The organism is Enemella dayhoffiae, assembly GCF_002250625.1.
Lineage (GTDB): Bacteria > Actinomycetota > Actinomycetes > Propionibacteriales > Propionibacteriaceae > Enemella > Enemella dayhoffiae.
This window is the reverse complement of the sequence record NZ_NMVQ01000047.1, coordinates 29034-52465: the sequence shown is the minus strand read 5'-3', so window position 1 is coordinate 52465 and position 23432 is coordinate 29034. Positions and strand designations below refer to the sequence as shown.

At 69.8% G+C, this 23432-nt stretch carries 23 protein-coding genes; 10 read left to right on the top strand and 13 right to left on the bottom strand.

Going from position 1 to position 23432, the window contains the following annotated elements:
- Positions 1 to 80: 80 nt before the first annotated feature.
- Positions 81 to 971, top strand: a complete 891-nt coding sequence (locus tag CGZ93_RS17585; RefSeq protein ID WP_176451829.1) for an SDR family NAD(P)-dependent oxidoreductase — start codon at positions 81 to 83, stop codon at positions 969 to 971.
- On the opposite strand, the gene CGZ93_RS17580 is transcribed toward CGZ93_RS17585, so the two are convergent.
- From CGZ93_RS17580 to CGZ93_RS17550, 7 genes are all read right to left on the bottom strand, one after another.
- Positions 957 to 2012, bottom strand: coding sequence for an MBL fold metallo-hydrolase (locus CGZ93_RS17580; RefSeq protein WP_094365458.1), 1056 nt, complete (start codon positions 2010 to 2012; stop codon positions 957 to 959). The two genes, CGZ93_RS17585 and CGZ93_RS17580, sit on opposite strands and share 15 nt — an antisense overlap.
- Positions 2009 to 3649 (bottom strand): class I adenylate-forming enzyme family protein, encoded by a 1641-nt coding sequence (locus tag CGZ93_RS17575; protein WP_094365457.1) that lies wholly within the window; start codon positions 3647 to 3649, stop codon positions 2009 to 2011. Before CGZ93_RS17575 ends, CGZ93_RS17580 begins: the two co-directional genes overlap by 4 nt.
- Positions 3642 to 4397, bottom strand: a complete 756-nt coding sequence (locus CGZ93_RS17570; RefSeq protein ID WP_094365456.1) for an ABC transporter ATP-binding protein — start codon at positions 4395 to 4397, stop codon at positions 3642 to 3644. The genes CGZ93_RS17575 and CGZ93_RS17570 overlap by 8 nt, the downstream gene beginning before the upstream one ends.
- Entirely contained in the window at positions 4390 to 5163 is a 774-nt protein-coding gene (locus tag CGZ93_RS17565) for an ABC transporter ATP-binding protein (protein WP_094365455.1), read from the bottom strand. The genes CGZ93_RS17570 and CGZ93_RS17565 overlap by 8 nt, the downstream gene beginning before the upstream one ends.
- On the bottom strand, positions 5156 to 6166 hold the full coding sequence (locus tag CGZ93_RS17560; protein WP_094365454.1) for a branched-chain amino acid ABC transporter permease: 1011 nt from the start codon (positions 6164 to 6166) through the stop codon (positions 5156 to 5158). Before CGZ93_RS17560 ends, CGZ93_RS17565 begins: the two co-directional genes overlap by 8 nt.
- Entirely contained in the window at positions 6163 to 7038 is an 876-nt protein-coding gene (locus CGZ93_RS17555) for a branched-chain amino acid ABC transporter permease (protein WP_094365453.1), read from the bottom strand. The genes CGZ93_RS17560 and CGZ93_RS17555 overlap by 4 nt, the downstream gene beginning before the upstream one ends.
- Before the next feature lie 93 nt (positions 7039 to 7131).
- Positions 7132 to 8343, bottom strand: coding sequence for an ABC transporter substrate-binding protein (locus tag CGZ93_RS17550; protein WP_094365452.1), 1212 nt, complete (start codon positions 8341 to 8343; stop codon positions 7132 to 7134).
- 228 nt (positions 8344 to 8571) lie between these two features.
- Between CGZ93_RS17550 and CGZ93_RS17545 the strand changes: the two genes are divergently transcribed.
- From CGZ93_RS17545 to CGZ93_RS17515, 7 genes are read left to right on the top strand one after another with little or no spacing between them, the layout of a single operon-like run.
- The gene (locus CGZ93_RS17545; protein ID WP_094365451.1) at positions 8572 to 9393 is read left to right on the top strand and encodes a CoA transferase subunit A; all 822 of its coding nucleotides are present in this window, start codon (positions 8572 to 8574) and stop codon (positions 9391 to 9393) included.
- Positions 9386 to 10138, top strand: coding sequence for a CoA-transferase subunit beta (locus tag CGZ93_RS17540; RefSeq protein ID WP_094365562.1), 753 nt, complete (start codon positions 9386 to 9388; stop codon positions 10136 to 10138). Before CGZ93_RS17545 ends, CGZ93_RS17540 begins: the two co-directional genes overlap by 8 nt.
- Positions 10135 to 11235: an NAD(P)H-dependent flavin oxidoreductase gene (locus CGZ93_RS17535; RefSeq protein ID WP_094365450.1), complete on the top strand. Its 1101-nt coding sequence runs from the start codon at positions 10135 to 10137 to the stop codon at positions 11233 to 11235. The genes CGZ93_RS17540 and CGZ93_RS17535 overlap by 4 nt, the downstream gene beginning before the upstream one ends.
- Positions 11228 to 11998, top strand: coding sequence for an SDR family oxidoreductase (locus tag CGZ93_RS17530; protein ID WP_229117561.1), 771 nt, complete (start codon positions 11228 to 11230; stop codon positions 11996 to 11998). Before CGZ93_RS17535 ends, CGZ93_RS17530 begins: the two co-directional genes overlap by 8 nt.
- 24 nt (positions 11999 to 12022) lie before the next feature.
- On the top strand, positions 12023 to 12478 hold the full coding sequence (locus CGZ93_RS17525; RefSeq protein WP_094365448.1) for an FAS1-like dehydratase domain-containing protein: 456 nt from the start codon (positions 12023 to 12025) through the stop codon (positions 12476 to 12478).
- Complete coding sequence (locus tag CGZ93_RS17520) at positions 12478 to 12879, top strand: MaoC/PaaZ C-terminal domain-containing protein (protein WP_094365561.1); 402 nt, start codon at positions 12478 to 12480, stop codon at positions 12877 to 12879. The genes CGZ93_RS17525 and CGZ93_RS17520 overlap by 1 nt, the downstream gene beginning before the upstream one ends.
- Complete coding sequence (locus CGZ93_RS17515) at positions 12876 to 13628, top strand: enoyl-CoA hydratase family protein (RefSeq protein ID WP_094365447.1); 753 nt, start codon at positions 12876 to 12878, stop codon at positions 13626 to 13628. Before CGZ93_RS17520 ends, CGZ93_RS17515 begins: the two co-directional genes overlap by 4 nt.
- Positions 13629 to 13686: 58 nt before the next feature.
- Here CGZ93_RS17515 and CGZ93_RS17510 read toward each other — a convergent pair whose 3' ends face one another.
- The 6 genes from CGZ93_RS17510 to CGZ93_RS17485 are packed head-to-tail and all read right to left on the bottom strand — an operon-like array spanning position 13687 to position 20233.
- The gene (locus tag CGZ93_RS17510) at positions 13687 to 14871 is read right to left on the bottom strand and encodes a lipid-transfer protein (protein WP_094365446.1); all 1185 of its coding nucleotides are present in this window, start codon (positions 14869 to 14871) and stop codon (positions 13687 to 13689) included.
- On the bottom strand, positions 14868 to 15275 hold the full coding sequence (locus CGZ93_RS17505) for a hotdog family protein (protein WP_094365445.1): 408 nt from the start codon (positions 15273 to 15275) through the stop codon (positions 14868 to 14870). Before CGZ93_RS17505 ends, CGZ93_RS17510 begins: the two co-directional genes overlap by 4 nt.
- On the bottom strand, positions 15262 to 16395 hold the full coding sequence (locus CGZ93_RS17500) for an acyl-CoA dehydrogenase family protein (RefSeq protein WP_094365444.1): 1134 nt from the start codon (positions 16393 to 16395) through the stop codon (positions 15262 to 15264). Before CGZ93_RS17500 ends, CGZ93_RS17505 begins: the two co-directional genes overlap by 14 nt.
- On the bottom strand, positions 16395 to 17360 hold the full coding sequence (locus CGZ93_RS17495) for a bifunctional MaoC family dehydratase N-terminal/OB-fold nucleic acid binding domain-containing protein (protein WP_094365443.1): 966 nt from the start codon (positions 17358 to 17360) through the stop codon (positions 16395 to 16397). Before CGZ93_RS17495 ends, CGZ93_RS17500 begins: the two co-directional genes overlap by 1 nt.
- The gene (locus CGZ93_RS17490; RefSeq protein WP_094365442.1) at positions 17357 to 18577 is read right to left on the bottom strand and encodes an acyl-CoA dehydrogenase family protein; all 1221 of its coding nucleotides are present in this window, start codon (positions 18575 to 18577) and stop codon (positions 17357 to 17359) included. Before CGZ93_RS17490 ends, CGZ93_RS17495 begins: the two co-directional genes overlap by 4 nt.
- A 3-nt stretch (positions 18578 to 18580) precedes the next feature.
- The gene (locus CGZ93_RS17485; protein WP_094365441.1) at positions 18581 to 20233 is read right to left on the bottom strand and encodes an AMP-binding protein; all 1653 of its coding nucleotides are present in this window, start codon (positions 20231 to 20233) and stop codon (positions 18581 to 18583) included.
- A 159-nt stretch (positions 20234 to 20392) separates the two neighbouring features.
- Between CGZ93_RS17485 and CGZ93_RS17480 the strand changes: the two genes are divergently transcribed.
- Both CGZ93_RS17480 and CGZ93_RS17475 read left to right on the top strand, forming a co-directional pair.
- On the top strand, positions 20393 to 21979 hold the full coding sequence (locus CGZ93_RS17480; protein ID WP_094365440.1) for a class I adenylate-forming enzyme family protein: 1587 nt from the start codon (positions 20393 to 20395) through the stop codon (positions 21977 to 21979).
- A complete protein-coding gene (locus CGZ93_RS17475; RefSeq protein ID WP_094365439.1) occupies positions 21976 to 23430 on the top strand; it encodes an acyl-CoA carboxylase subunit beta in 1455 nt (484 codons plus the stop codon). The genes CGZ93_RS17480 and CGZ93_RS17475 overlap by 4 nt, the downstream gene beginning before the upstream one ends.
- The last annotated feature ends 2 nt before the right edge of the window (positions 23431 to 23432 follow it).

Here is a 23432-nt window from a genome sequence, read left to right as displayed (position 1 = left end):
CCCGACCTGTAACCAACCAAATGCTTGCTTGTTATCTTAGGTCCGAACAACCGAGGCTGACAAGGGGAAGGAGCCCACCGATGAGCGTCCTGCAGGATCGGGCCGTCGTGGTGACCGGAGCGGGCGGGGGGATCGGACGGGCGTACGCCGAGGCGATCGTCGCCGCCGGCGGCCGGGTGGTGGTCAACGACATCGCTCATGACCGGGCCGTTGAGGTCGCCGAGGGGTTGGGCGGGCAGGCGGTGCCGAGTGGTCACGACATCACCGACTGGGACCAGGCCCGCGACCTGGTGCGCACCTGCGTCACGGAGTTCGGAACCATTGACGGGCTGGTCAATAACGCCGGCCTGCTCGCGCTGGCCCACCCGCACGAGCAGGACGAACGGGACGCCCGCCGGTTGATCGAGGTCAACCTGATGGGCAGCATCGCCTGCGCGACCGCGGCCTTCGCCGAGATGGTGCCGCGGGGTCGCGGCAGCGTCGTGAACGTCACCTCTGGTCAGCAGATGGGCGATCGTTCGATGGCCGTCTACGGTGCCACGAAGGCCGGTACGGCGGCCCTCACCTATTCCTGGGCCACCGATCTCCGGGAGTCGGGGGTGCGGGTCAACGCCGTCTCACCGATGGCGCACACCCGAATGGCCGAGGTCTATGAATCCTTTGTGGGCGGCGGTTTCGTCGGGCAGAACCGCGGCAAGGATCCGGCCAACAACGCGCCGCTCGTGGTCTGGTTGCTCTCCGATCGGTCCGCTCGCGTGACCGGTCAGGTGCTGCGCTGCGACGCGGAGACGCTGTCGGTGTGTGCCCATCCCGCGGTCATCGCCGAGGGGGCACAGACCGAGGGGGGCTGGGACGTGGACAAGGTGCAACGCGCCTTCGACGAGCGGCTGCTCGGGCTGCTGCAACCCGGCGGCGTACGCCTGATCGAGCCGCCCCGCTTCGTCGACGGACCCAGGTCAGCGGGCCAGTGACCAGACCCGCACCTCGCGGCGGGTCCAGGCCCGCACCTGACCGAGCTCGACCAGTCGCAGCAGGTGCGCCAGGGTCTCCGCCAGCGCGGCTCGACGCATGGCCGGCCTGATCTCTGACCACGGCCTGGACCAGGTCAACCGCTGGCTCAACTCGTCGGCGTTCATCCCCGGGGTGTCCGCCAACCGGTCACAGATCTCGGCCAACCGGGCCGTGTGATGGCGCTCGACCTGGGCCACCCGTTCACCCAGGTCGGCGAAGGCGTACTCGTGCGAGGGCAGGGCGACCGCCGGGTCGAGCCGAGCGATCAGACCCAGCGAGTCCAGAAATCGGCCTAGGGGATCGGGTCCGGACCGGGGAAAGCCGGACACGTTCGGGCTGATCCGCGGCAGCAGGTGGTCTCCGGTCAGCACCAGGTGTTCGTCCTCGACGACGAAGCAGGCGTGCCCGGGGGTGTGTCCCGGGGTGTGCAGCACGCGCAGTCGCCGGTCGCCGACCCGGAACTCCTGTCCGTCGTGCAGGCGGTGGCTCGGTCGCTCCATGTCCGCGAAGACGACACCGTCCATGGCGGTTCCGGGGTCCGGGTCGAGCGGTTGACCGTGCTCACGCAGCCAGCGGTCGAGGGACACGTAATCGAGGTCGCCACGGACCTCCGGCAGCAGCAGGCAGTCGGCGTCGTGCAGGAATACCTGCGCGCCGGTCTCACGGGCCAGGTCACCGGCCATCCCGAGATGGTCGGGGTGGGCGTGGGTGACCAGCAACGTGTCCACGTCGTCGATCCGGTGGCCGGTGCGGGCCACCGCGGCGCCGAGCGCGGCTCGTGCCTCGGTGGAGTTCCAGCCCGGGTCGACCACGGTCATCCCGCCGGAGCCGTCGGCGATCAGATAGCTGTAGACGAAGCGAATTCCCTGCCCCGGCACGGGGATCGGGGCGGCCCAGATCCGATCGGCCACCTCCGTTACCGGGGGCGCCTCGCGGCGGGACCAGGCCTCGCCCTGGACCGGGAACAGTGCGGAGACCGACTCTCCGCCCCGGTTGCTCATCGCGGGTCCGCAGCGGCCGGGGATTGCTGCTCGGCAAAGAACTCCCGGGCGATTCGGCGGACCTCGCCCTTGGCGATCTTGCCGCCGGCGTTGCGCGGCAACTCAGCCACCACCAGCACCCGCTCGGGGAACCATTCGCGGCTGACCCCACGCCGGGTGAGGTGGGCGGCGACGTCGTCGACGCCGAGCTCTCGACCGGTGGTGGTGAGCACGGCGCAGACCCGCTCCCCGAACACGTCGTCGGGCACCGGCACCACGGCGGCGAGCACCACCTCGGGATGGGTCTCCACCTTGGCCTCCACCTCGGCCGCGGAGATGTTCTTGCCGCCGCGGATGATGATGTCGCTGGTCCGCCCGATCAGGCGCAGCGTGTCCGCGCCACCGGGGGCGGGGGCGAACTCGACCAGGTCACCCATCAGCATCCAGCCGTCGCGGGTGAAGAGCTCGGAATTCGCTGCCTGATCGGCGAAGTAGCCCAGCGAGGTGAGGGGACCGCGGCATCCCGGTTGCCCCTGCTCGGTCGTCTGTTCCCCGGTGTCGGGGTCATAGAGGCGTGGTCGCATGTGCGGGATCAACCGCCCGCCCGTGCGCAGTCGGACCTCGGGTGGGTCGTCGACGCTCGAGTACGCCAGCGCACCGGTCTCGTTGGAGCCGAAGAACTGCAGCAGGGCCGAGCCGGTGCGCTCCTCGAACTCCCGGGCACGCTCGAACGGAATCGCCTCACCACCGGTGAACATCACCCGCAGGCTGCTCAGGTCCACCGCCGCCAGCTCTGGACTGGCCAGCATCATCCGGAACTGGGTGGTCACGCAGGCCAGCACGGTGATCCGTTCGCGCTCGATCAGGCGGAGCGCCTCGGTGGCGTCGAATCGGGCCATCCGGTGGGTGGGCACCCCCAGTCGGGGACCCAGGTAGTGCGAGGTCCACAACCCGAACCCGTAGGGCGTCGGCACGGCCGCCAGCACCCGATCCTGGGAGTTGAGCCGTCCCGCGGCGATCGCCAGATCACAGAAGTGCAGCCAGCGGTTGTCGAACTGGGTCACGCACTTCGGCAGTCCGGTGGTTCCGGAGGTGGAGTTGAGGATGGACACCTCGTCCACCCCGCGCGGCGGATTGGTGGTGGTCGAGACGGTGTCCGAGGGTGTCACCTGATCGGCCAGCAGCAGCGGCAGCGCCGGTACGCCCCGCTCGGTCAGGGCGGATAACAGCTCTTCGGCCCGGCGACCGCGATGGCTGGTCTGGGTGAGCAGGGCCCGTGCCCGGGTGTGCCTGGCCAGGTGGGCGATCTCGGCGTCGCCGCTGCGCGCCCCGATGCCGACGGCGACCAACCCGGCGCGGGCGCAACCGAGCAGCGCGGCGTGCACGGTGGGGCCATCGGGCAGCAGCACGGCGACCCGGGCACCGGCCGGAAGTCCTAGGCCGGCCAGGCGTACTGTCATCGCGTCGGTCTGCCGGTCCAGGTCGGCCCAGGTCCACCGGATGCCGTCACCCGCGACCGCCGTTTCCTCGGGAATGCTGCGGGCCCGGTCGGCCACCAGTTCGGGCAGCGACCGGTCACCCCACCAGCCGGCTCGGTGGTATTCCGCAGCGGTCGCGGGATCGACCACGGGCAGGTCTGCTAGTGGATCCTCAACCATGCTGGGAATCCTCCTCCTCGATGCCGTGCTCGATCTCATCGACAATGACGCCCATCGCCCGTTGGTACGCCCGATCCAGGGTCTCAGCGTCCTCGGCCTCGGCGACCACGCGACCGCGGACCAGGACGTATCCGCGGTCCACCACTGCACGCAGTCCGGCCAGGGACGGGTCGGTGACCAGGACCGCCACGCCATCGGCGGCCAGTCCGGCTACCGTCTGGCGCAACTCGGCAACGATCCGCGGTGCCAGGCCGGTCATCATCTCGTCGAGCACGATGGCGCGCGGGCGAGCCATCAACGCCCGGGTGACCACCAGCATCTGCTGTTCACCGCCGGACAGCACGCCGGCATAGGAGGAGATGCGCTCGCGGAGGATGGGGAAGCGGTCCAGTGCGCTGTCGACCTCGGCCCGGGGGATCTTGAGCAGGCTCGCCATCACCTCGATGTTCTCCCGCACGGTCATCCTGGGGAAGAGCTGGCGGCCCTGTGGGACCAGCGCCATCCCGGCCCGGGCGCGGGCCAGGGCCGGGCGTCCGGACAACTCCCGGCCCCCCAGGGTCACGGTGCCACTGGCCGGGATCGACCCGTAGAGACCCAGCGCCAGACTCGACTTCCCGGCCCCGTTCGGCCCGATGACGGCGGTCACCGCGCCCGCGGGGGCCACCAGATCCACCGAGGCGAGTGCCGTCGCCCGCCCGTAGCGGACCCCCAGGCCGGAGACGGTCAGTCCGCCCGTGCCCTCAGTCATCATCGCCCCCGAAATAGACGCGCTTCATCTCCGCGCTCGACAGGCAGGCGGCGGGGCTGCCGTCGAACACGACCCGGCCCTCGCTGAGCAGCATCACCCGATCCGCCAGATCGGCGATCAGGTCCACGTTGTGATCGACCAGGATCACCCCGTGGCCGCGCTGCTGCACCTGCCGGATGGCGTCGATGATGCCGGCGATCCCGCCCGGGTCGGCCCCCGCGAACGGTTCGTCGAGCAGCATCACCTGCGGGTCCTGGGCCAGCGCCCGGACCACCTCCAGCAGCCGCTGTTCGCCGAGGCTGAGATCGGAGCAGTGCCGGTCCAGGCCGGTGATTCCGGTTTCCGCGGCAAGCGCCGCGGCGCGCTGGAAGTCGCGGTCCGGGCCTGTCACCATGCCGCGCAGCAACTCGAGCACCATCGACCACGGCGTGTGCAGCCGGCGTGCCGACACCCCGGCGGTGATCGCCTCGACCACCGTCAGCTCGTCGGGAACCAGCGGGTGCTGAAAGGTTCGGGCGAGCCCGGCCCGGGCTCGGCGGGCGGCACCACCGGACAGCGGTCTGCCCTGCAGGGTGAGACTTCCCGCGGTGGCGGGTTGGGCACCGGTGACCAGGTCGACCAGGGTCGTCTTGCCGGCACCGTTGGGGCCGACCAGGCCCAGGATCTCCCCGGCGTCCACATGCAGGTCGACCTCGCTGAGGGCGACCACGCCGCCGTAGTGCTTGGTCAGGCCGCGGCCCACCAGCAGGGGTTCGGACTCACTCATCCGGGGCCTCCTTCCGGCCGCCGGTCAGCCGCAGCCGCAGGCCGTTCAGCCAGCCGAGGATGCCGGAGGGGGCGACCAGCATCACCACGAGCACGGCCAGCGCGAGCAGCAGGGAGCCGCTGGCCTTGATCGCGTCAAAGTTCACGGTGATCTCCACCACCAACAGCGCCCCGAGGACCGCACCCCAAGCGGTGCCCCGGCCACCGAGCAGCGGCATGAACAGCGCCAGGAAGACCACGTGCAAGGTGAACGTCTCGGGGGTGATGCCGCGCACGAAGGACGCGAACAGGGCCCCGCCGAAGCTGGAAACCGCGGCCCCGAAGGCCAGCGCCACGGTGGTCAGATCGGCGGTGCGTACGCCGGAGGCCTCGACCGAGAGCGGCTGGTGGTCGATTGCCCGCACCGCAACTCCCCAGGAGCTGCGCCGGAGCCGGTCGATCAGCACCGTCAGTGCCCAGACGAAGATCATCGCCAGCAGCAGTTGGACCGATCGGGGCACCGGGGTGCCGAAGGCGGTGAGTTCCCGGATCCCGCCGATGCCCATGGCCCCACCGGTGATCGGCTCGGCCACACCCAGCCAGTACTCGAAGGCGGTACCGAACAGCAGCGTCACCGCGGCCAGAAAGAATCCGGAGAGTCGGCGGGTAGCCAACGCCAGGATGACCGCGATCACCGCGGAGATGGCCGCACCGGCGATCCATCCCAGCCAGAGTCCGATTCCGGTGTGCCGCGAGACCAAGGCCACGGCGAAGCCACCGATCGCGGCGAAGGCGGAATAGGCCATGGACAGCGATCCGGCCAGGATCGGCACGTACATCCCCAGGGCGATCAGCGCGTAGGTGCAGGCCAACTGGATCAGATCCTGGCGATAGCTGGAGCCGCCGGTCCACACCATCAGGGCCACGATCACGGCCGCGCCCACCAGTGGGGGCCAGATGTCCGCGGCGCGGTTGGGGCGCCACCCGGTGCGCCCACCCGCCGTGCTGGTCGTGGCGGTGCTCATGCGCGAACCTTCCTCGTGAACAGTCCTTCGGGCTTGAAGGCGAAGAAGATCAACCCCAGCACCAGGATCACTGTCTGCGGCCCGATCAGGGAGAGATAGAACGGGGTGAACACCTGCACCACCCCGAGGATCAACCCCCCCACCAGCGGTGCCCACATCCGACCGGTGCCGCCAATCACCAGGGCCAGGAACCCGGTCAGCGTCCAGGACAGGCCCATCCCGAAGCTGACCCCGGACTTGCTCGAATAGAGCAGGCCCGCGACCCCGGCGATCAGTCCGCCCAGGATGAAGGCGATCAGCCGGATCCGGCGTACCGGCAGGCCCAGAACGGCGGCGGCGTCCTTGTTGTCGCCGACGGCCCGCAGCAGCCGACCGGTGCTGGTGAACCGCATCCACGCGGTGACCGCCGCGAAGAGGACGAACGTGGTCACGACCAGGATGATGGCGCTCACCGGGAGGATGGCCTCGCCGATCTCGAGCGGGTCGGCATCGCTGAATCGCTGACCCGGCAGGGGAGAGCGGCCGAAGACGAGTCCGGCACCCTGCTGCACGGCGAAGATCAACGCGGCCACGGCGACCAGCGCCGGCAGCTCGCCGCTGCCTGATCGCTGCTGGATCGGCCGCACCACGAGCACCTCCATGGCCGCGGAAAGGAGCACCACGACCCCCAGCGAGATCAGCACCGCGACCGGCAACGGCAGCTCCAACTGCAGGCTGAGCCACGAGGTGCCGAGCCCCCCCACCATGGCCAACGGGCCCAGCGCGAAGTTGAAGAACCCCGAGCCGACCAGGATCAGCAGGAACGCCAGCGCCATCAGCCCGAAGAAGCAACCGATCTCGATTGCGGAGAACCACAGCTGTGGATCGGTCATCCACTCACTCCTTCGTGGGTCGGTGGGGTCAGTCCGGGTCGGTTGGGTCGACGGTACGCCCGGGCGGCGGGGTGCGCCGCCGCCCGGACGCGGTCACTTGCAGGGCGGCTGATAACCGGCCCAGGGGCCTTCGGGCTTGTTGTTGCTGCCGAACTCGGTGAGCACCAGCCCGCACAGCCCGTTCGATCCCAGGTGCTTGCTGCTGGTGAAGGTGAGCTGGAAGTTCGCTCCGCCGAAGGAGGACGGCAATGGTTCACCGCTCTGCAGCGCCTGGTTGATCTTCTCGCCGTCGGTGGAGTTCGACTTCTGGATGGCGCGCTTGACCATCTGCACCGAGTCCCAGGCCTGCGCGTCATAGGCGGTCATCTGATACTTCTCGCCATTGCGCTCGGCCAGGAACTTCTGCAACTGCTTGGTCCGGTCGTTGTTCGCCGTGTCCAACGAACCCATGAACACCATCCCCTTGAAGGCTCCCGGCTGGGCCAGCTTCCAGGTGTCGGGCTGGTTGCCGATCGAGGCGACCGAGAACCGCTGCACCTTCGGCAGCTGCTGCGACAAGGTGGTCTGGGCCAGCACCTCGAAGTTGCCGCCCACCGAGTCGACCAGCACCACATCCGGATCGGCGGCCTTGATCTTGGCCACCTGAGCGTTCAGGTCCGCGGTGTCGACCGGGGCGGACTCGTTGGCCACGACGTTGATGCACTTCGCGAACTCGGGCATCAGCACCTTCTGCAGGCCCTGGATGGTGACCGAGGCGTCGGAGAGCACTGCCAGCTTCTGGTAGCCCTTGGCCTTGAACGCCCCGCAATAGACCTGGGTCCAGTCGGCCAGCGGATTGGCCAGCGTGTACATGTAGTCGTGATCGGGCGGGCTGACCAGCGACGGGGTGAGCGCGAGAGCGGCCATGTTGGGCTTCTTGGCCTGCTGGGCGACCGCCTTGGTCTGCACGATGGCGGCCGAGGAGGTGGTGGTGAACAATACGTGTGCACCTCCGTCGATCAGCTTCCGGGCAACCGAGGGGGCCTTGGTGGGGTCGGACTCGTCCTCCTCGACGATCACCTTGACCGGCCGGCCCAGCAACCCGCCCTGCTCGTTGATCTGATCGGCCGCGTGCTTGATCGTCTTGGCGGCGATCGGGCTGTACGCCGCAGCGGGCCCGTGGCTGTCCTGCTGGACGCCGAAGATGATCGGCTCACCGGTCAATGCCGGTGTGGTGCGAGTGGCGGTCGGCTTGTCGGCTCCGCCGCAGGCGCTGAGCGCGAGCACGGCCGCCGCGGCCACGCTCAAGATTCGGATGGACTTCATTGACCCCGCCTCCTAGAAAAACAAGCAAATGCTTGGTTGGAAAGGTACGCCCTCGCGGGACGCTCGTCAACGGTCCGCTCGCGGATGTTACGGGGTCGAGTCCGACGTGGGTCGCGCGGCCGGAAGAGCTGTCGACGGAACGGGTTCACGGCACGGCTCCGGGGCTTGACGGCGGCGCCCCTGAACGAGTAGACAAGCAAGCGCTTGGTTGACTTGAAAGGGAGCGTGATGGCTGACAAGCGGATGACGGCCGAGGAGGTGGTCTCCCGATTGCGGTCGGGGATGACCATCGGAATCGGCGGCTGGGCGGTGCGTCGCAAGCCCATGGAGCTGGTCCGCGCCATCGCGCGCAGCTCGCTCACCGATCTCACCCTGGTCACCTACGGGGGTCCCGAGGTCGGCCTGCTGTGCCGGCTGGGCAAGGTCCGGCGGCTCAAGTTCGGATTCGTCTCGTTGGACGCCATTCCGCTCGACCCGCACTTCCGCGCCGTCCGTCAGGCGGGTGCGGTCGAGGTGGAGGAGTACGACGAAGGGATGCTGCAGTGGGGGTTGTACGCCGCGGCCCTGCGGTTGCCCTTCCTGCCGACCCGCGCCGGGCTCGGTTCGGACGTGCTCACCCACAACCCACACCTGCGTACCGTCGCCGACCCCTACGGCTCCGGTGACGAACTGGTGGCGATGCCCGCCCTGCACCTGGACGCGGCGATCGTGCACCTGAACCGGGCCGACGCGGCGGGCAACGGGCAGTGCCTGGGCCCCGACCCCTACTTCGACGACCTCTACTGCCGGGCCGCGGACCAGGCGTTCGTCAGCTGCGAGCGGATCGTGCCCACCGAGGAGTTGGCGCAGGGTCAGCCGTCCTCGAGCCTGGTCGTGCGCCGGCTCGACGTGACCGGCGTGGTCGAGGCGCCCGCTGGGGCGGGGTTCACCTCCTGCGTCCCCGACTACGACCTCGACCGGGGTGCGGTGCGGGCGTACGCCGACTCCGCCGTCGACGAGGATTCCTTCAGCCGTTGGAGCAGCGACTACCTCGGAGGTGGCCATGAGTGACCCGACCCGCGCCGAAGTGTGTGCCGTGGCGTGCGCGGAGGTGTTCCGTGACGACGGCGAGATCCTGGTCAGCGCCTTCGGGATCGCGCCGGCGATCGGGGCCCGGTTGGCCCGCGCCACGTTCAGCCCCGACCTTGCGATGAGCGACGGTGAGGCACACCTGATCGCCGGGGTGGAGCCGCTCGGTTCCCCCGGGGGCACCGTGGAGGGATGGACCCCGTTCCGGCAGATCTTCGATCTCGTCTGGGGTGGCAAGCGGCACGCGATGATGATCCCGACCCAGATCGACGCCTTCGGAAACGCCAACACCGCCGTGATCGGCGACTATCGTCGGCCCAAGGTGCAGCTGATCGGCGTCCGTGGGCTGCCCGGCAACACGGTCAACCATCCGTGCAGCTACTGGGTGCCCAAGCACTCGCGGCGCGTTTTCGTGGAGCAGGTCGACATGGTGGCCGGGGTGGGCAACGATGCCGCCCGTCGGGCTGGCAGCGGGGCAGCCCGCCACCACGACCTGCGACGGGTCGTCACCAACCTGGCCGTCTTCGACTTCGGCGGCGAGCAGGGGCGGATGCGGCTGGTGTCGAGGCATCCGGGTGTCACCATGGAGGAACTGCGCGAGGCCACCGGCTTCGACCTCGGTGCCGAGGAGGTGCCCGAGACCCGGTTGCCCACCGAGCAGGAACTGCAGTTGATCCGCCAACAGATCGACCCTCGCGCCAGCAGGGACAAGGAGGTGCCGGCATGACCAGCACGGCAGGCCCCCACGGGCTGACCAGCCCGGTACTGCAGACCCGCGCGACCCGCCTGTTCGGCGTACGCCACCCCTTGGTGCAGACCGGGATGGGGTTCGTCTCCGACGCCGGGCTCACTGCGGCCACCTCGGCTGCCGGCGGCCTGGGCATCCTGTCCTCCGGGTTGCTCTCCTTCGACGAGCTCGCCCGGGCGATCGACGACGTGCGCGCCCGCACCGATGCCCCCTTCGGGGTGAACGTGCGGGCCGACCAGCCCGACGTGGAACAGCGCATCGAGCTGATGGCCCGGACCGGAGTCAAGGTCGCTTCCTTCGCGCTGGCTCCCCGGCAACCGTTGATCGAGCGCTGCAAGGAGCTGGGTCTGGTCGTGGTGCCCTCCATCGGTGCGCGCCGGCACGCCGAGAAGGTGGCCGCCTGGGGGGCCGACGCGCTGATCGTGCAGGGCGGAGAGGGCGGTGGCCACACCGGTGCCGTGCCCACCACGCTGCTGCTGCCCCAAGTCGTCGACGCCGTCGACATCCCAGTGATCGCCGCCGGTGGCTTCTTCGATGGACGCGGCCTGGTCGCCGCCCTGGCCTACGGTGCCGAGGGGATCGCGATGGGTACCCGATTCCTGCTCACCAAGGAATCGCCGGTCGCCCAACGAGTGAAGGATGTCTATCTGACCAAGTCGGTGAATGACACCGTGGTCACCCGAGAGGTGGACGGAGTGCCCCAGCGGGTGCTCAACACCGGCCCGGTGGCACAGCTCGAACGCAGCAATCCGGCCACCCGATTGGTCCGGGCGGCGCGCAACGCCGTGGCCTTTCAGCGGATGTCCGGTACGCCCTGGCCCGACATCGTCCGCGAAGGGCTGGCCATGCGGCGCAATCACGGGCTCGGGTGGAGTCAGGTGGTGATGGCCGCGAACGCGCCGATGCTCTATCGGACGGCGCTGCTGGATGGTGATCCCGAGACCGGGGTGATGGCCACCGGCCAGGTGGTCGGCCTGATCGACGACCTCCCCAGTGTGGCCGAGCTGCTGGAGCGAATCGCTGATGAGGCCGCGCAAACCCTGACCAGCTTGGAACAGAGGACGGATCGTGACTGAGGCGCCGCCGTCGCACGACCTGCTGGCCGACCGCACCGTGGTGGTGACGGCGGCCGCCGGGACCGGCATCGGATATGCGGCGGCGCTGCGCTGCGGGCAGGAGGGGGCCCGGTTGGTGATCAGTGACCGACACGAACGCCGCCTCGCCGGGGCGGCCGACCGGTTGGAGCAGGAGCTTGGTCAGCGGCCGCTGGCGATCGCCTGTGACGTGACCGATCAGGCGCAGATCGACGGGCTGATGGACGGCGCCGTGGCCGAGCTGGGCCGGATCGACGTGCTGATCAACAACGCCGGTCTTGGCGGGGAGGTGCCGGTCCAGGAGATGACCGACGAGCAGTGGCACCAGGTCCTCGACGTGACGTTGACCAGCACCTTCCGCGCCACGAGGTCGGTCCTGCGGCACATGATCCCGGCCGGGCGGGGCGTGATCGTCAACAACTCATCGGTGATCGGGTGGCGGGCCCAGCGCGGGCAGGCCCACTATGCCGCGGCCAAGGCCGGGGTGATGGCACTCACCCGGTGCAGCGCTCTCGACGTGGCAGAGCACGGAATCAGGGTGAACGCGGTGGCACCCAGCATCGCCATGCATCCCTTCCTGGCCAAGGTGACCAGCGACGATTTGCTGACTCGGTTGAGTTCTCAGGAGGCCTTCGGCCGCGCCGCCGAACCGTGGGAGGTCGCCAACGTGATGGTCTTCCTCGCCTCGGACTATTCCACCTACCTGACCGGCGAAGTGGTGTCGGTCTCCAGCCAGCGGGCCTGACCCCGCACCGAGGAGGAGTCACAGATGGTGAACCCGAACGCCGCCGGCACCACCGGCGAAACCTTCGAGATGGACATCGAGCGCGGCAAGATCCGCGAGTTCGCGGCGGCCACCGGGTCGCAGCATCCGGCGTACCTGGCCGAGAACCCGCCCATCCCGCCCACCTTCCTGACCACGCAGATCTTCTGGGCCGGGGATCAGAATCGGGTCTGGGAGGCTGTCGAGATGGACCAGCAACGCGGCCTGCACGCCGAGCAGGAGTTCATCTTCCACGGCCCGCCGCCCCGTGCCGGGGTCCGGTTGAGCGCCACCTCGCGGATCGATCAGATCTATACCAAGCAGGGAAAGCGGGGCGGTGAACTGACCTTCGCGGTCATGGTCACCGAGTTCCGTGACCACGATGGGCACCTGGTCGCCGAATCGCGGCTCACCGGAGTCGAGACCGGACGCCCGCCGGCAGCGTCCACGAAGGAGCAGTGATGATGCAGATCCCCGAACCACGCCGTATCGGCCCGGTCACCGTCACCGACTTCGTGCGCTACCAGGGCGCCTCGGGCGACATGAACCCGATCCACCACGACACCGAATTCGCCCGGCGTGCCGGATTCGACAGCCCGTTCGCCGTCGGCATGTGGCCGGCCGGGCTGCTCGCCAGCTATGCCACCGACTGGCTCGGGCCGGAGAACATCCGATCCTTCCGAATCCGTTTCGCAGAACAGATCTGGCCCGGTGATGAGCTCGAGCTGACCGCCGAGCTGGGCGAGTCCTCGGCCGAGGATGGAACCGAGCTGGTCGAGGTCGCCCTGACCTGCACCAGGATCGGCGGCGGGGTGGCGGTCCGGGCCTGGGCCCGCTTCGCCACCGAGGAGGTGTCCGCATGAGTACGCCGTCAGAGCAGGCGGCGGTCCGCACCGAGCACACCGACGGGATCGCCGAGGTGATCACGAACGCGCCGCCGGTGAACGCCCTCACCGTGGCCGACTGGTTCGCTGTCGCCGAACAGGTTACCGCGGCGGCCGCGGACGCCCGGGTGGTTGTGCTTCGCGCCGAGGGGCGCGGCTTCAACGCCGGTGTGGACATCAAGGAGATTCAACGCCAGCAGGGCTTCGAGAAGCTGCTCGGTGCCAACGCCGGCTGCTACGCGGCCTTCAAGGCCGTCTACGAGTGCCCGGTGCCGGTGATCAGCGCGGTAAATGGCTTCTGCCTGGGCGGGGGGATCGGTCTGGTCGGCAACTCCGATGTGATCATCGCCGACGAGACCGCCACCTTCGGACTGCCTGAGGTCGACCGCGGCGCACTGGGGGCGGCCACGCACCTCTCCCGGCTGGTGCCGCAGCACCTGGCCCGGGCGATGGTCTATACCTCGCGCACGGTCACCGCCGAGGAACTGCATCGGCATGGCTCGGTGCTGGCCGTGGTGCCGCCGGAGCGGCTCCGCGAGGAGGCGCTGGCGCTGGCCGCGAAGATCGCCGCCAAGGACCCCCGCGTGATCCGCGCGGCCAAGGAATCTCTGAACGGGATCGACCCCTGGGACGTGAACCGGTCCTACCGTTTCGAGCAGGGATTTACCTTCGAGCTGAACCTCAGCGGCGCGGCCGACGAGGTGCGCGACACCTTCGGAAAGGGCTGACCGAGCCGGAGGCCCGGATCAACCCACCCGATCCCACCCAGTCAGCCGATCGACCCGGTCAGCCGGGATCGGCGGCGAGCACCAGCGCGCTCGTCGGCACCCCGACGCCGCCGGTGACCAGTGCATGCCGGATCTGTTTGGCGGGCTGGTTCACCGAACTGCCGCGGATCAGGCGTACACCCTCGGCGACACCGTTGACGCCGTGCAGATAGCCCTCGCCGATCTGACCGCCGTGGGTGTTGGTGGGGAGTCTCCCGTCGACCTCCAGGTGCCCATCGGCAACGAAGTGACGGGCCTCTCCCGGCTCGCAGAAGCCGTACTCCTCCAACTGGTTCAGCACATAGGGGGTGAAGTGGTCGTAGAGCACGGCCGCGTCCATGGCGTCGGGTCCGAGCCCGGATTGGCGCCAGAGCTGCTCGGCGCAACGAGCCAACTCCGGCACCCGGGCCAGGTCCTCGCGGTAGTAACTGGTCATGTTGTGCTGGTCCGGGCCGATCGACTGGGCCGCGGCCGCCAGGTAGGCCGGCGGATTGGGCAGATCCCGGGCCCGCTCGGCGCTCACCACCACCAGCGCCTGACCACCGTCGGTCTCCTGGCAGCAGTCGTAGAGGTGCAGGGGTTCGACGATCCACCGCGACTCCTGGTGCTCGGCCAGGGTCAATGGACGCCCGTGGAACCACGCCCGCGGATTGGTCGCGGCATGCTTGCGGGCCAGCACCGCCACCCGACCGAAGTCCTCACTGGTCGCGCCGGAGGCGTGCAGATAGCGCCGGGCAGCCATCGCCACGTGCTGGGCCGGGGTGAGCAGACCGTACGGGTTCACCCAGCTGCGGTATTCGTTCTCGGTGGTCGCCCGGGCCTTGCCCGGCGGCGGACCCTGACCGAAGCGGACCCCGGAGCGTTCGTTGAAGGCCCGGTAGACGACCACGCACTCCGCCACCCCGCTGGTGACCGCGAGGATCGCCTGCTGGAACGGGGCGGCGGCCGCACCTCCACCGAAGTGGATCCGGCTGAAGAAGTTCAGCCCGGGCAGTCCGAGGTTGCGTGCGATCACCTCCTCGGAGTTCGTGTCCATGGTGAAGGTGGACAGCCCGTCGACGTCGGAGGCCGTCAGGCCGGCATCGTGCAGCGCGCTCAGGATGCACTCCAGCGCCAGGGTCAGCTCGCTGCGCCCGGAGTCCTTGGAGAACTCGGTGGCACCGATGCCCACGATGGCGGCTTCCCTGCTGGGGAATCGATTCATCGGTCAGCTCCTGGATCGGTCAGTTCCACCTCGAGGGTGGCCGAGGCGTGGACGCCGGAGGGGTTCCGGCCCTGCACCGCGATCGTGATCCGCTCGCCGGTCACGTCCTCGACCCGGCCGGTGAGGGTCAGCGTCATCCCGGCCAGGTGGGGTACGCCGAGCCGGGTGCGCAGCCTGTGCACGCGTGCGGTCGGCCCGAGCTGGTCGGTGACATAGCGGCAGAGGAATCCATTGGTGGTGTTGATGCTGAGGTAGGTGTCCGCCGTGCCGCGGGTGATCGCCAGATCGGGGTCGTGGTGGACATCCTCGAAGTCCTGGGTCGCCATCGCACCGGCGACGATCACGGTGCGGGTCACCTCGATCTCTAGGGGAGGGAATTCCTGTCCCGGCTCAAATCGTGACATGTTCGGCCTCCACTGAGTTGGCTGGCACGACCTGCGCGGGATCGTGGGCGGTGCCCGCTCGGAGCGCGTCCGCGATCCGGGCGGCGTGCTGATCGGCGGAACCGAACGTGTGGGCGAGGGTGAGCGACCAGAGGAAGTAGCGGCTGATGGTCGAGGTGGTGTCCGCGCCCAGACCGCCGTGCAGGTGCTGGCAGGTGCGGGCGACGCGCGGCCCGTGCTCGGCGGCCCACCAGCGAGCAACCTGCACCGTGCCGGCTTCCGGTCGATCGGTGCTCAGACGCCACGAGGCCTCGCCGAGGGTGAGCCGCATCGCCTCGGTGGCGATCGCCGCATCGGCCAACTGGTGCGCCACTGCCTGGAAGGTGCCCAGTGGCACCCCGAACTGCTGTCGCTCGCTCACGTGTGCGGCGGTGAGCCGGACGGATTCGCTGGACAGCCCGACCTGGAGCGCGGCCAGACCCAACCAGGCGACCTGCAGGCAGCGTTCGATCGCCTCGGCCCGGTCGGTGACCAGTGTCGCGGCCGCCTCGGTGAACACCAGATCGGCTGCGGTGCCCCGATTGGTCAGCCGCAGCTCGGTACGCTCCAGGTGTTCGGTGGGCACCAGGAACAGGGCGGGCCCGGCGTCGGTGTCGGCCGGGATCAGCACCGCATCCGCGCGGTCCCCGGCGGGCACGGCGGAGCAGCGACCGCTCAGCACCCACCCGTCGTCACCGGTCGTGGCTCGGCAGTCGCTGCGTCCGGCCACGTGGTCCGCCCAGCCGGCGCTGAGCAGGCATCGACCGGCGACCACCTCCGGCAACCACTGCTGGGCCGCCTGGGGGGCGTACCACTGAAGCGGCAGCGCGCCGAGCACCAGGGTCTCCCACAGCGGCACCGGGGAGGGACGCCGACCGTGCTCGACGAGCACGTCGAGGAGGCATTCCCAGCCCAGTTCGGTGCCGCCGTACTCCTCCGGTGCGCACAGGCCGAGCACTCCGGCGTCGCCCAGCTCGGACCACAGGGGCGCGTCGAAACCAGCCTCCTCGGCCCGTTCCACCTGCCCGGGATCGACCCGCTGCAGCAACCCGTGCACCAGCTCGATCGTCTCGCGCCGTTCCTCGCCAGGGTCGAAGTCCATCACGCCTCCGCCTTCTCGAAGTGGGGAAGGGTCGTCTCGGAGTCCAGCTCGGTCCAGCCGACCCGCACCGGCAGACCGATCTCCAACTCCTCGATCGGTCCCCGATAATCCGCCACGAGCCGGGTGCCCTCGGTCAGGTCGACCAGCACGATCGGCAGCGGGTAGTCGAAGCCGGCCGCCCGCGGATGGTGACTGATCACGAAACTGTGCACGGTGCCGGTACCCGCCGCGGTGACGGTGTCCCAGTCGAAGCTGTGGCACTGCGGACACATCGGGCCGGGTGGATGCCGCAGCGTCGCGCAGTCGGCGCAGCGCTGGATCAGCAACCGTCGCTCGCGGGCGGCGGCGAACCAGAACTCGTTGTCCCGCAGCAGGAACGGGCGGGGGCGATCCGCGGGATCGGCCGCCGCGGGCCGATCGGTCGCCTTGCCGCGGGCCCTGGTGGGATCGAAGCGCAGGATGCGGAAGGTCTCGGTGGCCACCACCGCGTCCTCGGCATCGCGGTAGGTGCGCGTGGTGGTGATGAAGTGCCCGGCACCCAGCCCGGTCTGCTTCTCCGCCGACACCGCCGAGATCACCAGTTCGGAGCGGATCCGGTCCCCGGGGACCAGTTCGCGTTGATACACCTGCTCGGAGTCGGTGGCGACGACACCGGTGAACCCCCGCTCGCCCAGGAGTTCCAGCAACTCGTCCAACGGTGAGGCGGACACCTCCGTGGGCGCGGGGGTGCGGTGGTGGGCGCGGTAACCGCGCATCACCCACGTCGACAACATGGCCGGTGGGGCCACCACGCCGGCCCGGCCCGTGGCCCGGGCGGCCTCGTCGTCGACGTAGATCGGGTTGTGGTCGTCGACCGCCTCGACGAAATGCCGGATCATGGAACGCTCGACCGGGTCGCGGGAGATCCGCGGCGGGCCGGCCGGGCGTCCGACGAACGACTGCAACCGCGCTTCGAAGTCACTCATCGGTTCTCCTTGCCGGTGGTGGATCGTGCTACCTGACCGGGCCGGGGTGCCCGGGGCAGACCCAGGCCCTGGGTGGCGATCATGTCGCGCAGCACCTCGTTGGTGCCTCCGCCGAAGGTGTTGATGTAGGAGCCGCGGGTCAGTGCCTCCACCCGGCCGTCCACCGGGCTCTGTTCCTGCTGGTCTGTGCCGTACGCCCGAACCGCGGCCCGCGGCCCGACGACGGACATCAGTTGATGACACACCTCGTCGTGCACCTCGGTGCCGAACACCTTGGCCATGGACGAATCCGCCGGGGCGGGATCGCCGCCGTTTCCTGCCAGCGCACGCCAATTCAACAGTCGCATCGCCGCCAACCGGGCGTGGCACTCGGCCAGCCGGAGCCCGGTGGATCCGTTGGACAGCAGCGATCCGGATTCCGCCGTGCGCGCCCAGGCCAGCACGTCGGCATACAACTGCTCGGTGCGCCCGCCCATGGCGGCCAGCCCGATCCGCTCGTGGCCCAACTGGGAGGTCATCACCCGCCAGCCGTTGTGGAGCCCGCCGACGATGTCGGCGTCGGTGGCGCGCACGTCGTCGTAGTAGGTCGCGTTGGTCCAGACCAGTCCGGTGGTCTGGATCGGGGTGCTGGTGAATCCGGGATCGCTGGTGGGCACGATGAACAGCGTGATGCCGCGATGCTTGGGTGCCTCGGGATCGGTCCGGCAGGCCAGCCAGATGTGGTCGGCCTGCCCCGCGCCGCTGGTGAAGATCTTGTTGCCGTTGATCTTCCAGCCGTCGCCATCACGGACGGCCCGGGTGCGCAGCGAGGCCAGGTCGGTGCCCGCCTCGGGCTCGGAATAGCCGATCGCGAACAGGGTCTCGCCGCGCACGATCCCAGGCAGATAGCGCCGCTTCTGTTCCTCGGTGCCGTGGGCGAGCAGGGTCGGGCCGACGGTGTTCACGGTGACGAAGGGGAACGGCGCCCCCGCCCGGTAGACCTCGTCGAACAGGATGAACTGCTCCACGGGGCCGCGGCCCTGGCCGCCCCACTCGGTGGGCCACCCCAGTCCGAGCCAACCGTCGGCGCCCAGCTGGCGGATCACCTCGCGGCCGGCCGGGCGGTCCTCGTTGGCACCGCCGATGGCCTCCCGGACCTCCGGGGTCAGCAGCCGGGTGAAGTAGTCGCGCAGCTCGGCGCGCAGCTCCCGCTGTTCATCGGTGTAGTCCAGGAACATCGCTCACTTCCCACTCTCGGGCAGCAGACCGGATCGTCCGTGCTCATCGAATTCGCGCTCCCACTCGGCCCGTTCGGCGGGGCCGAAGGGGGCGAAGCTGAGCTCGCGCCCGGGCCGCCACCACACCCGGTCGCGGGTTCGCCACGCGCTGCGCCGCAGGGGCGATTTGCTGGTCTTGTTGCTGCCGGTGGTGGGCATCCGGTCGGTGACCCGGATGAACCGAGGCACCGATTTCGCTCCCAGATCTCCCTGTGCGGACAGGAAATCGGCGAACTCCTGCGGCTCGAAACAGTCGGCCTGCAGGGTGCACATCAGCTGGTCGCCGGTGCGCGGATCCGGTACGGAATAGACCGCCGCCACGGCGACCGCCGGGTGGCGTTCGAGGATCCGCTCGATCGGACCGGCCGCCAGGTTCTCCCCGTCGATGCGCAACCAGTCGTTGGCGCGGCCGGCGAAGTAGAACCAGCCGTCCTCGTCCCGGTACGCCAGGTCGCCGGTCCAGAAGTCATCCCCGCGGATCCGTTCGACGCTCGCCCCCGGGTTGCGGTAGTAGCCCTCGAAGGCCGCGGCGCCCCCCACGGCCACGATCTCACCGATGGCCTGATCGGGGTTCGTCACCCGCCCGTGCTCGTCGCGTTCGGCGGGTGGGCACTCGAGACCGGTGTCGGAGTTGCGCACCTGGACCGGATAGGGGCAGACCGGTTGGCCGAGGGCGTCGGCCGGGGTGCCCGGGACGCGGTTGATCCGCACCACTCCCTCGCTGAGCCCGTACCCCTCCTGGACCCGGCACCCGTAGCGCTCACCGAACCGACTCACGTCCGCGGCCGAGGCCTCCGTCCCGTAGGCCAGTTCGAGGGTCGAGTCGGCATCCCCGGGCAGGGCCGGGCGGGCCAGCACGTAGGCGAGGATCCGGCCCACGTAGTTGACGAAGGTGATGCCGTGCTCGGCGATCGCCTCGGTGAAGGCGGTCGCCGAGAAGCGGCGGGCCAGCACCACGGTGGCACCCTTCCACAGGGCGGGAGCGAGGTTGAGCATCAGCGCGTTGCCGTGGAACAGCGGCGCGCACAGATAGGTGACCGAGCCCGGATGCAACTCGACCCGCTCGCTCAGGGTGCGCGCCAGGGTCGCCAAACGGCCCTGACTGCACGCCACGGCCTTGGGGCGGCCCGTCGACCCGGACGAGAACAACAGCAGCAGCAGGGTTTCCGGGCCGACCGCGGCCGGGAAGCCGGTGATCGGTCGGTCGTCGATCAGCTGCAGGTCGGCGGCGTCGTGCACCGGCACCGGCAGCGACAGACCCTCCAGCAGTGGCGCTGTGCGCTGCTCGACGAGCACTAGGTCACAGTCGGCGTGGGTGATGTCGGCGGCGAGTTCGGCACCGCGCCGGGTGGTGTTCAGACCGACCACCACCGCCCCCTCGAGGGCGGCCGCGAACAGCCAGAAGACGAACTCCGGGGTGTTCTCGAGCAGCAACCCCAGGTGCAGTTGCCCGGTGTCGTGCTCCTTCGGCTGTCTGGGCATCGTCCGCAGCAGCCCCCGGCGCCGGTCGGCCTCGGCGACCACCTCGGCCCAGGTCCACCGGGCGCCCTCGAAGCGCAGACCACCGCCGGTGTGGTCGCGGCGGGCCGCGATGCATTCTGCGAACGTCGCCGGCACCGTTCCTCCTTGACCAGTCAACCAAGCGTTTGCTTGGACGATAGCAACAGGGCGCGCAACGGGCAATGCCCCCGAGTCCGAAAATTAACCAAGCGCTTGCTTGCCTTCTGCCGACGTGGATGCGTACGCTCATCGGGCCAGCACGAAGGAGTGTGACCGATGTCAGATCAGCCCAGCGATCCGTTCGCGGTGCACACCGAGTGGGTGCTCGGGCGTGACCTGCCGGTGTTCACCCACCGGCCGCGAACGCTTCGGGAGATGCTCGCGGCGACCGACCGATTTGACGACGTCCCCTACCTGATCATCGATCAACACCGCCTCGACTACCGCCAGGTGCGCGAGCGGGTGGCCCGTCTCGCCGCGGCCCTGCGGGACGGACACGGCGTACGCCACGGCGAGCGCGTGGCGATCTGCGCGGAGAACCGACTGGAGTGGCTGCTCACCTTCTGGGCGACCGCCTGCCTCGGCGCGATCGCGGTCGGTGTGAACAGCTGGTGGAGCGCGGAGGAGACCGCGCACTACCTCAGCGATGCGGAACCACGGCTGCTGGTGGTCTCCGAACGGATGGCCAAGCGACTCGGGCCATTCGAGGTACCGGTGCTGGCGATGGAGGAGGTCGACCGGCTCAGCACCGCCGGGCCAGATCCCGGGCTTCCGGAGGATCCGATCGCCGAGGACGACCCGGTGGTGATCCTCTACACCTCGGGAACCACTGGACGCTCCAAGGGAGCGGTGAACACCCATCGCAACGCGATCGCCATGGTGATGCTGCAGACCATGGCCCTGGTCCGGGAGCGACTCGCCGACCCGGCATCCCCGGTGGACATCGGCTGCTCCAGCTATCCGTTCTTCCACGTCTCCGGGCTCTTCGGGTCGCTGCTCTGTCCCACGGTGCGCGGGGACACCTCGGTCTTCGTCACCGGTCGCTTCGACGCGGAGCGCGTGCTGGCGACGATCGAGGCGGAGCGCTGCACCAAGGTGTCGGTGGTGCCGACCACCGCCGCCCGGATGGTCCAGTTCGTGGAGGCCGATCCGGGACGCTTCGATCTGACCTCGATCACCCGGGTGACCGGGGGTGGGGCGCCGATGCCCCCAGCGCTGCAGGAGCGGTTGCGGGTCGCCTTCCCGAACGCCGGATTGTCCTTCGGCTATGGACTGACCGAGTGTGCGGGCCTGGCCACCGGCTGCGGGGACGCCGACCTGCGGGCCCACCCGACGACCGCGGGGCGGGTCTATCCGACCGTGCAGCTCGAGGTGCGGGACCCCGAGGGGCGGGTGCTCCCGCCCGGGGAGGAGGGGCTGGTGCACATCCGCGGAGCCATGGTGATGCCTGGTTACTGGCGCAACCCGGAGGCCACCGCGGCCGCGATCGATCCTGCCGGCTGGCTCGCCACCGGAGACCTCGGCAGCCTCCGCGACGGACTGCTGCACCTGAGCGCCCGGCGTACCGACCTGATCCTGCGGGGCGGGGAGAACGTCTATCCGGCAGAGATCGAGGCCGCCCTGGTTGCCCATCCGCAGGTGCTGGAGGCGGCCGTGGTGGGTGTTCCGCACGCCGACCTGGGGCAGGAGGTGGCCGCCCATGTGGTGCTCGCGCCGGGCTCGGAGCTGACCGCGGCCGACCTGATCGAGCACCTGCGTCCCCGGCTGGCCTACTTCAAGATCCCCAGTCGTTGGGTGCTCGGTGGAGTGGCCCTGCCGCGGACCCCCTCGGGCAAACTGGTCCGCAATCAGGTGCGGGTGTGACCGCGCCGGACTGGGCACCGCTGCGCAAGGCTCTCGCCGACCGCAGGGATCGGGCCACGGACCAGATCGAGGAGCGTCGCGCACAGCGCCGCTCCGACCGGATGACCGTGCGTGAGCGGATCGCCGGCCTGGTCGATCCCGACAGCTTCGCCGAGATCGGCCTCCTCGCCGGGGAGGGCGATGCCGACGGTTTCGTGGCCGGGCGGGCCCTGGTGCACCGTCGACCGGTGCTCATCGGGGCGGAGGACTGGACCTATCAGGGCGGTTCGATCGGAGTCGCCGGCGCCTCCAAACGGGTCCGGTTGGCCGAGTTGGCCGGCCGCACGGGCGCGCCCCTGATCCTGGTCCTGGACGGAGCCGGGCACCGCGCCACCAACCTGCTGCAACCGCATCGGCCGGCTCCCAACGACCTGCAACTGCTCGCCGACCTGGTCGGCACGGTGCCGCTGATCAGCGTGGTGGCCGGCCCGAGTGCGGGACACGGCGCCCTGGCCGCGCCCTTCAGCGACCTGGTGGTGATGGCCGGCCCCGAGGCGGCCCTGTTCACCGCCGGGCCCCCGGTGGTCCGTGCCAGCACCGGGGAGGACGTGGACAAGCTCGAGCTGGGCGGGGCCGAGGTGCACTGTCGGGTCTCCGGGGTCGCGCACCAGCGCGCCGGCGATGAGTCGACCGGGTTCGCTCTGGTGCGGCGCTGGCTCCGGTACGCCTTCTGGCCGGTACAGCCCGGCGCGGACGGTCCTCGCCCCTGCCACCTGACCGAGGTGATCCCGACCGATCCGCGGCGCCCCTATGACGTGATTCGGGTGATCGACGAACTAGTGGACCGGGACAGCTGGTTCGAACAGCAGCCCGAGTTCGGCACCAGCCTGGTCACCGGCCTCGCTCGACTGGCCGGCCGCGCCATCGGGCTGGTGGCGAATCAGCCGAAGGTCAGGGCCGGCACCATCGACGTCTCCGCCGCGGACAAGGGCGCACGCTTCCTCGACACCTGCCGGATGCTCGGACTCCCGGTGCTCTTCCTGACCGACAACCCGGGGGTGCTAGCCGGCAGCGCCTCCGAGCGGGCCGGCATCCTTCGTGCCGCCGCCCGGATGTACGCCGCCCAGCGCCGCCTCGACACCGGCAAGCTCCAAGTGACCCTGCGCAAGGCCTACGGCTTCGGCAGCTCGGTGATGGCGGTCAACCCGTGCGATGGGCAATGGCTCAACCTGGCTCTCCCGACCGCCACGCTGGGCGGGATACCGGCCAGGCTGGGGGCGCAGACCTCTGGGGCCGACGCCGAACTCACCCGGCAGCTCACCAGCGGTGAGGCCACCGGGCCCTGGCGACAGGCCGCCAGCGGCGGTTTCGATGACGTGATCGACCCCGCGGAGCTGCGCACGGCGCTGCTCACCGGGATCCGCGACCTGCCGGTGACTAACCGGCGCTGGACCACCCGACCGGAGGAGTGACC

Coding starts and splice junctions, on each gene's coding strand:
- CGZ93_RS17585 (WP_176451829.1), top strand. CDS start 81: ATGAGCGTCCTGCAGGATCGGGCCGTCGTGGTGACCGGAGCGGGCGGG.
- CGZ93_RS17580 (WP_094365458.1), bottom strand. CDS start 2,012: ATGAGCAACCGGGGCGGAGAGTCGGTCTCCGCACTGTTCCCGGTCCAG.
- CGZ93_RS17575 (WP_094365457.1), bottom strand. CDS start 3,649: ATGGTTGAGGATCCACTAGCAGACCTGCCCGTGGTCGATCCCGCGACC.
- CGZ93_RS17570 (WP_094365456.1), bottom strand. CDS start 4,397: ATGACTGAGGGCACGGGCGGACTGACCGTCTCCGGCCTGGGGGTCCGC.
- CGZ93_RS17565 (WP_094365455.1), bottom strand. CDS start 5,163: ATGAGTGAGTCCGAACCCCTGCTGGTGGGCCGCGGCCTGACCAAGCAC.
- CGZ93_RS17560 (WP_094365454.1), bottom strand. CDS start 6,166: ATGAGCACCGCCACGACCAGCACGGCGGGTGGGCGCACCGGGTGGCGC.
- CGZ93_RS17555 (WP_094365453.1), bottom strand. CDS start 7,038: ATGACCGATCCACAGCTGTGGTTCTCCGCAATCGAGATCGGTTGCTTC.
- CGZ93_RS17550 (WP_094365452.1), bottom strand. CDS start 8,343: ATGAAGTCCATCCGAATCTTGAGCGTGGCCGCGGCGGCCGTGCTCGCG.
- CGZ93_RS17545 (WP_094365451.1), top strand. CDS start 8,572: ATGGCTGACAAGCGGATGACGGCCGAGGAGGTGGTCTCCCGATTGCGG.
- CGZ93_RS17540 (WP_094365562.1), top strand. CDS start 9,386: ATGAGTGACCCGACCCGCGCCGAAGTGTGTGCCGTGGCGTGCGCGGAG.
- CGZ93_RS17535 (WP_094365450.1), top strand. CDS start 10,135: ATGACCAGCACGGCAGGCCCCCACGGGCTGACCAGCCCGGTACTGCAG.
- CGZ93_RS17525 (WP_094365448.1), top strand. CDS start 12,023: ATGGTGAACCCGAACGCCGCCGGCACCACCGGCGAAACCTTCGAGATG.
- CGZ93_RS17520 (WP_094365561.1), top strand. CDS start 12,478: ATGATGCAGATCCCCGAACCACGCCGTATCGGCCCGGTCACCGTCACC.
- CGZ93_RS17515 (WP_094365447.1), top strand. CDS start 12,876: ATGAGTACGCCGTCAGAGCAGGCGGCGGTCCGCACCGAGCACACCGAC.
- CGZ93_RS17510 (WP_094365446.1), bottom strand. CDS start 14,871: ATGAATCGATTCCCCAGCAGGGAAGCCGCCATCGTGGGCATCGGTGCC.
- CGZ93_RS17505 (WP_094365445.1), bottom strand. CDS start 15,275: ATGTCACGATTTGAGCCGGGACAGGAATTCCCTCCCCTAGAGATCGAG.
- CGZ93_RS17500 (WP_094365444.1), bottom strand. CDS start 16,395: ATGGACTTCGACCCTGGCGAGGAACGGCGCGAGACGATCGAGCTGGTG.
- CGZ93_RS17495 (WP_094365443.1), bottom strand. CDS start 17,360: ATGAGTGACTTCGAAGCGCGGTTGCAGTCGTTCGTCGGACGCCCGGCC.
- CGZ93_RS17490 (WP_094365442.1), bottom strand. CDS start 18,577: ATGTTCCTGGACTACACCGATGAACAGCGGGAGCTGCGCGCCGAGCTG.
- CGZ93_RS17480 (WP_094365440.1), top strand. CDS start 20,393: ATGTCAGATCAGCCCAGCGATCCGTTCGCGGTGCACACCGAGTGGGTG.